Annotated in this window: 7 protein-coding genes and 1 tRNA gene; 4 read left to right on the top strand and 4 right to left on the bottom strand. The window is 37.8% G+C overall.

What is annotated here, in order from left to right; translation table 11 throughout:
• The first annotated feature begins 165 nt into the window (after positions 1 to 165).
• Complete coding sequence (locus CP357_RS05295; RefSeq protein ID WP_098036722.1) at positions 166 to 1,308, top strand: IMP dehydrogenase; 1,143 nt, start codon at positions 166 to 168, stop codon at positions 1,306 to 1,308.
• 75 nt (positions 1,309 to 1,383) lie between these two features.
• On the opposite strand, the gene CP357_RS05290 is transcribed toward CP357_RS05295, so the two are convergent.
• Together CP357_RS05290 and CP357_RS05285 are read right to left on the bottom strand one after the other, a co-directional pair.
• Positions 1,384 to 2,700 carry a C1 family peptidase gene (locus CP357_RS05290; RefSeq protein ID WP_098036721.1) on the bottom strand — a complete coding sequence of 439 codons (1,317 nt, stop codon included), beginning with the start codon at positions 2,698 to 2,700 and terminating at the stop codon, positions 1,384 to 1,386.
• Positions 2,701 to 2,840: 140 nt separating this feature from the next.
• Positions 2,841 to 3,266, bottom strand: a complete 426-nt coding sequence (locus tag CP357_RS05285) for an Hsp20/alpha crystallin family protein (protein WP_025005709.1) — start codon at positions 3,264 to 3,266, stop codon at positions 2,841 to 2,843.
• Between the two features lie 232 nt (positions 3,267 to 3,498).
• Here CP357_RS05285 and greA point away from each other — a divergent pair, with 232 nt between their 5' ends.
• Positions 3,499 to 3,957: a transcription elongation factor GreA gene (greA, locus tag CP357_RS05280; protein WP_098036720.1), complete on the top strand. Its 459-nt coding sequence runs from the start codon at positions 3,499 to 3,501 to the stop codon at positions 3,955 to 3,957.
• An 88-nt stretch (positions 3,958 to 4,045) separates the two neighbouring features.
• Positions 4,046 to 4,708: a CPBP family intramembrane glutamic endopeptidase gene (locus CP357_RS05275; protein WP_098036719.1), complete on the top strand. Its 663-nt coding sequence runs from the start codon at positions 4,046 to 4,048 to the stop codon at positions 4,706 to 4,708.
• Positions 4,709 to 4,755: 47 nt separating this feature from the next.
• Here CP357_RS05275 and CP357_RS05270 read toward each other — a convergent pair.
• Positions 4,756 to 4,826 (bottom strand) — tRNA-Gly (locus CP357_RS05270).
• 41 nt (positions 4,827 to 4,867) lie between these two features.
• Positions 4,868 to 5,467, bottom strand: a complete 600-nt coding sequence (locus tag CP357_RS05265) for an SOS response-associated peptidase family protein (RefSeq protein WP_087176554.1) — start codon at positions 5,465 to 5,467, stop codon at positions 4,868 to 4,870.
• Positions 5,468 to 5,593: 126 nt separating this feature from the next.
• On the opposite strand from CP357_RS05265, the gene trpS reads away from it, so the two are divergent.
• A complete protein-coding gene (trpS, locus tag CP357_RS05260; RefSeq protein ID WP_003625567.1) occupies positions 5,594 to 6,616 on the top strand; it encodes a tryptophan--tRNA ligase in 1,023 nt (340 codons plus the stop codon).
• Positions 6,617 to 6,625 lie beyond the last annotated feature (9 nt).

The raw sequence follows: 6,625 nt of genomic DNA, 5'->3' as shown, positions 1-6,625 counted from the left end.
CAAGAAAAAGACGGTCAAGCAACTCAAATTAAGAGTTGGATTGATCGTCTTTTGGCATCTGAGGGTTAGTTTTTTCCCAGACACTTTTGATATATTTCTTGAAATTTGGTAAGGGTGCTAGTAAAGTAAAGCTAATAATTTTTTGAATGAGAAAAGGAGAGTCATATGTCTAACTGGGATACCAAATTTGCCAAAAAAGGTTTAACTTTTGATGATGTTTTATTAATTCCGGCAGAAAGTCACGTTTTGCCAAATGAAGTTGATTTAAGCACTAAGCTTGCCGATAATATCAAATTAAATATTCCATTGATCAGTGCCGGCATGGATACTGTCACTGAAGGAGCAATGGCAATTGCGATGGCTCTCCAAGGTGGACTTGGCGTAGTGCACAAGAATATGTCAATTCAAGCCCAAGCAAGTGAAGTTGCTAATGTTAAGAGCGTAGTCGTACCAAGCAATGCTACTAAAGCTGCAGTCGATGATCAAAATAGATTGCTTTGTGCCGCAGCTGTTGGTGTAACTAGTGATACTTTTGAAAGAGCAGAAGCACTTCTTGAAGCTGGTGCCGATGCAATCGTTATTGATACTGCTCATGGTCACTCAGCAGGTGTTTTGCGTAAGATTAAAGAATTCCGTGAACATTTTCCAAAGCAAACTTTAATTGCCGGTAATGTGGCAACTGGGGATGCCACTCGTGCATTGTTCGACGCTGGCGTTGACGTAGTTAAGGTAGGTATTGGACCTGGTTCAATTTGTACTACTAGAATCGTTGCCGGTGTTGGTGTACCACAAATTACTGCTATTTATGATGCTGCTTCAGCTGCACGTGAGTACCACAAGCCAATCATTGCCGATGGTGGTATCAAATATTCTGGGGATGTAGTTAAGGCTTTAGCAGCAGGTGGTAATGCCGTCATGCTCGGTAGTATGATTTCAGGAACAACTGAAGCACCTGGTGATATTTTTGAAGAAAATGGCAAGAAGTTTAAGCGTTACCGTGGTATGGGCTCTGTTGGTGCGATGGCTCAAGCTCATGGTTCAAGTGACCGTTACTTCCAAGGCGGCGTTAACGAAGCTAATAAATTGGTGCCAGAAGGTGTTGAAGCTCGTGTAGAGTACAAGGGCGACGTGAGTGATGTAGTCTTCCAAATTGATGGGGGACTTCGCTCTGGTATGGGTTACTGTGGTGCCGCAAATATTCCTGAGTTGATTGAAAAGGCACAATTTGTTCAAATCACTAATGCAGGTTTGCGTGAATCACATCCACATGATGTCCAAATGACTAAGGCTGCTCCAAATTATAAGTAGAAGAAAAAGGATTAAAAAAAGACTTAATCTAGACATTTGCTGCTAGATTAAGTCTTTTTCGTTTATCTTAAATAATTAAGCAAGTGAGTCCCATGCGGGAAGATCAGTGATTGGGCCTTCAGCTAATTCCTTTTGCTTGTCAGTCAAATACTTCTTGTGAACAACAACTTCGTATACGTAGTCGTTGAACCATTCGTTGTTCATTACGTAGAAGCCCTTGGAACCTGACTTGTCGCCCCATGAGTTTTCAACTTTCCATTGACGAACTTCACCGTTGTCTTCATCAACACCAACTAAAGTCATGGCGTGAGAAACTTCGCCGACACCGGTCTTTAATCTGTCAGCCTTTGACATCTTAAGATCAACGCCGAATAAGTCGTCTAATTTGTAAAGGTTAGTGTCAAGGTAACCAGTCTTGCGGTCCATTTGACGAAGAACATCGTTACCAAACCAAACAGCTTCGCCATCCTTTAATTGGGCAATTGAAGCAGCGGTCAAGTATTCCATTGGCACGTTCAAAAGCTTAATTCTGAGTGAACCAGAAACGTTGTCTTCTGCTGGTAAACCATAAAGCTTGCCATATTCGTGATCTGGAGCGTTAGTTAAAACAACGTAGTCGTCAAAGTCAACGTCGCCCATGTACTTGTGCAAGAATTCAAGTGGAGTTAAGTCTTTTTCTAAGTGATACTTCTTGTCGTCGTCACGGTATTCAAGGTCAAATTTCTTAGGTGGTTCACCTACGGCAATAGCAGTCATTTGGTAAACTTCGCTCAAGAACTTTTCACGGGTCTTTTCGATTTCATCGTCTTTACCATATTGCTTAAGGTGACGAAGAACCAAAGCATCTTTCTTAAGCTTGTCGCCTAATGCAGTCGCAAAGCCAGTAGTATCGTTAGTGTTGAAAGTTTCAGGCATAGCGTATGAAGGAACAACACCGTATTTTTCAACTAATGCAGCAGCCATTTGGAATTGACCACCATCTGCACCAGCAAAGTCTAAATCACTTTTAACTTGGCGAGAATCAAGTGGCATGTCAGCACTGTCCAAAATACGGTTGTAGAACATGTTGGCACGTTCAATCTTGTCCCAGAAGAAGTTGTAAGCTTGTGAGAAAGTAAAATCCTTTGCCTTGTATTTCTTGCCGAATTCATGACGTAAAACGTTTAATGTGGCAAATAACCAGCAACGACCTGAGTGCTTTTGGTTGGTAACATTATCAGTATCAAGTTCAGTTGAAAAAACGCGGGTTAATTCGCTTTGAACGCGGTCATTGTAAGAAGCTTCAAGTACACCGCTACGTTGAGCAGCACGAGCAACGACTTCGTTTTTAGGATTTTTATTAAAATCGGCAGAAAACTTTTCCAGTTCCTGCACAGTTAATTCATGAGCCATTAAAAAAATCTCCTTTTCTCATTTTTAATTTTTTCTTAAATTAAGTCTATTTTAAGCCAAAATAAAAGCGGGTTCAATCATGAACTCGCTTCAGAGAATTATATCCGTAACTTATTAGACCTCTTGCTTAATCTAATAAATTAATCAATATGGATAGAATTGCTATCATCACCAGCATTTTGCTTTGGCAAGATGATAGTCAATACACCATTATCATACTTTGCATGGATCTCACTTGCAACTATATTTGGTAATCTATAGCTTCTTGAAATGCGACCTTCGCTTCTTTCTTTATGAATAATGTTCTTATCCTTGTCACTTGTATCCTTAAATGATTTTCTGCTGCCAGCAACTGTTAAAAGACCATCTTTGTAGTTAACGTTGATGTCCTCTTTGTTCATACCAGGCATATCGATCTTAACGGTATAGTCTTTGTCTGTTTCGGCAACATCTGATTGCATGATGTTTTCAATTTCAGTGTCATCAAAGAAGTTTCTTGGGAAACCAAACCAGTCGTTCATTGCATCCATCATATCATTGCGACGATTCATCATATCGTTTGCCATATTGAAAACTTCCTTTCAATTTTTATTTGCTCTTTAATTCGTAAGGACTCGTTTTTTTCCTTACACTGATTATTGTAGTCAGTTTCAAAATAAATTAAACTATTTAGCACTTGAAAGTATATAGTGCTAATTTATGAATAAAAACTTTAGTAAATCAACGTTTAACACTTGTGGATAACTTTTGTATAATTAAAAAGAAAAATGAATGAACGAATTGATAAGGTGTTAAATCATGGTATATTTTCAAAAAATGACGCCAGAAGGCTATAAACAAATTGAAGATGAAATTGCACGTTTAAAGAAAGATCGTCCTCGCAGAATAAAGATTTTACAAGCTGCGCGAGCTCTAGGCGATTTATCAGAAAATACTGAATATACAGAGGCTAAAAGGGACCTTGGACACTTGCAGAGTCGTCTGCGTTATTTAGGTAAGCAATTAAAGTACGCAGAAATTGTCGAAACTAAGGATGATGGCAAAGTAGATTTGGGTAAGACCGTAGTTCTTAAATTTGATGATGATGAAACAGAAGAATATAAGATCGTCGGACGGATGGAGGCGGATTTGGCCGATGGCAAAATCTCCTTTGATTCACCTTTAGGTCAAGCAATTATGAAGCAAGAGGCAGGTATCGTTGCCACAGTCGAAGCCCCAGCTGGAGAATATAAGGTGACTATTGTAGAAGTGAAGTAAGCGGACGCCCTATCTGTATTTAATAAACTGTATTTTTTTGGTATAATATTGATTTTGTAGGATACAATCCAGAGTAGGAGTGAAAATTTTGAATACGCCAGAATCGAGAGAGGGAAACGTTATCCGCTATGCAGTGTACTTGGTAGGGTATGTTATCGTCTTTGCAGTCGTTAAGCTAGTGACTAGGAAGACGCCATTGCATGTTTGGGATTTGATTTTGTTTTGCCTTGTTGCAGCAATGATTTTATTATTTTATGTTTATCGCTTTAATCGCGAACAACGTTTTTTTGCTCGAGATTTTAAATTACCATGGCTAGGCAGTTTTTCTACGGTAATGTTGCTTACTTTGGCAATCACGGCTACTCGAATTCTTATATCGTATTTACAAGCATATGAAAAGATTCCACATTATGACTTTCAATTGATTTATTTAAAAAATGAATCAGTTGACATGTTTTGGTTTTTGATCTTAGTACAAGGAATTATCTTACCAATTCTGCAAGAATTCCTTGCAACAGGATTTTTGTTTAATTATGCTTTTCGCAGAAGTACTACTCAAGTTGCAGTAACAGGAATCATTGTTTCAGGAATTATTTTTAGTTTGTTAAACTTTCAAAGTTCACTTTTGTTGATTGTGATTGAGATTATCTATGGCGGGCTATTTGCCTGGAGTTATCTTTATACACAAACGCTCTGGATGCCGATTTATTTGGCTATCATTAGTGGCATTTTAACCGTTATCATGGCGTAAAAAATAAACGGATGAGAAAAAATCTCATCCGTTTTTTGTACAAAAAAAGCGGATAGCGTGAATCGAACCCGCATCTACAGCTTGGGAAGCTGTCGTTCTACCATTTAACTATACCCGCGATACTTCTTTATTCTATCATGCTTTTAATTAATAAACCAATTATTTTTGATGTGGCTCTTTTTGTACTTTTAGGTCAATATTGCTGCGATCAACCAAACTGGTAAAGTTTTGAAAAAGCCATCTACGCAGTTCGCCAGGTTCAATGATTAGTGGCATGCGGTTATGAATGGGAGCTATGTCTTTATTAGGAGCGGTAGTAACCATAGAAAAATTATTTTGATCATAAATCCCTGCAATTAATGTGATGGGATTAGCCGTTTTAAAGCGGTAGCGTTCATGATATTTTTTGCCATTAGCTCCTTGGTATGTAGTTTTAGCATATTCAAAAAAATCGCTACTTAAAATTAAACAGCGTTGTCTAGCAAAAGAACGATCCCACATAGAAGGCTTATTTTCATAAAAACGCTCTATTCTGGCGTTAAACATCGGCTTTTTGGAATCTACTGGACTAGGATAGCCCCAGTTTTTATTGACGAGCTGCAATTTATTGTCTTGATAGAGCAAGACTGGCGCAGTTTGATTTGGAAAAATATCTTGTTGCTTTATTTCGATTTTTGGATCGGTTAATGGTAAAGCGAGGTCTTCAGTCAGATATTTTTTTATTTGCATTAAATCGGGTATCCGAAAGTGATTACACATGTCTTGTTTCCTTTCATTGGTGATAGTTTAATCATAGCTTAAATTTTGTTAAAATTAGGTCATTAACATAAGAAATAAAATAAAAAAGCAAAGAGTATAAAATAAAATTAGAAAAGAGTAGAAGTTATGGCAAAAGAAATTTTATTAACCGGTGATCGTCCAACTGGCAAACTTCACATTGGTCACTATATTGGCTCACTTAAAAATAGAGTAAAATTGCAAAATTCTGGCAAGTACGATCCTTATATCATGATTGCTGATACTCAAGCGTTGACAGATAATGCTCGTAACCCAGAAAAGATTCGTAACAGTTTAATTCAAGTAGCATTAGACTACTTAGCTGTAGGCATTGATCCAAGTAAATCAACAATTTATGTTCAATCACAAATTCCAGCTTTGTTTGAATTAACTTCTTACTACATGGACTTAGTAACTGTAGCACGTCTTGAAAGAAACCCAACTGTTAAGACTGAAATTAAGCAAAAGGATTTCAAAGATTCAATCCCAGTTGGCTTCTTAAATTACCCAGTTTCTCAAGCTGCAGATATTACTGCTTTTAAGGCTACTATCGTTCCTGTTGGGGATGACCAAGAACCAATGCTTGAACAAACTCGTGAGATTGTAAGAACCTTTAACCGTGTTTACAACACTGATATTTTGGTTGAACCAAAGGGCTACTTCCCACCAAAGGGTTCTGGTCGTCTTCCAGGTCTTGATGGTAATGCTAAGATGTCTAAATCACTTGGTAACTGCATTTATTTGTCAGATGATGCTAAGACCGTTCAAAAGAAAGTTATGTCAATGTACACCGATCCAAATCATATTCACGTTGAAGATCCAGGTAAGGTTGAAGGTAACACTGTCTTTACTTACCTTGATGTCTTTGATCCAGATAAGGATAAGGTAGCAGAACTTAAGGCAGAATACCAAAAAGGCGGGTTAGGCGATGTTAAAATTAAACGTTACTTAAACAAAGTACTTGAAGCAGAACTTGCACCTATTCGTGAACGCCGTGAAAAGTACGCTCAAGATGAGGATGCAATTTATGAAATGCTTTTAGAAGGTTCAAAGAAGGCAAATACAGTAGCTAATGAAACCTTAGAACAAGTTCGTGATGCTATTGGTTTGAACTACTTTAAGAATAGATAAGAATAAGCA

This window comes from Lactobacillus sp. UMNPBX6 (assembly GCF_002553975.1).
Lineage (GTDB): Bacteria > Bacillota > Bacilli > Lactobacillales > Lactobacillaceae > Lactobacillus > Lactobacillus gallinarum.
This window is presented reverse-complemented; position numbering and strand designations above follow the sequence as displayed.

Bases quoted from the DNA above. Each gene is read 5' to 3' on its own strand.
- CP357_RS05295 (WP_098036722.1), top strand. From the start codon at position 166: ATGTCTAACTGGGATACCAAATTTGCCAAAAAAGGTTTAACTTTTGAT.
- CP357_RS05290 (WP_098036721.1), bottom strand. From the start codon at position 2,700: ATGGCTCATGAATTAACTGTGCAGGAACTGGAAAAGTTTTCTGCCGAT.
- CP357_RS05285 (WP_025005709.1), bottom strand. From the start codon at position 3,266: ATGGCAAACGATATGATGAATCGTCGCAATGATATGATGGATGCAATG.
- greA (WP_098036720.1), top strand. From the start codon at position 3,499: ATGGTATATTTTCAAAAAATGACGCCAGAAGGCTATAAACAAATTGAA.
- CP357_RS05265 (WP_087176554.1), bottom strand. From the start codon at position 5,467: ATGTGTAATCACTTTCGGATACCCGATTTAATGCAAATAAAAAAATAT.
- trpS (WP_003625567.1), top strand. From the start codon at position 5,594: ATGGCAAAAGAAATTTTATTAACCGGTGATCGTCCAACTGGCAAACTT.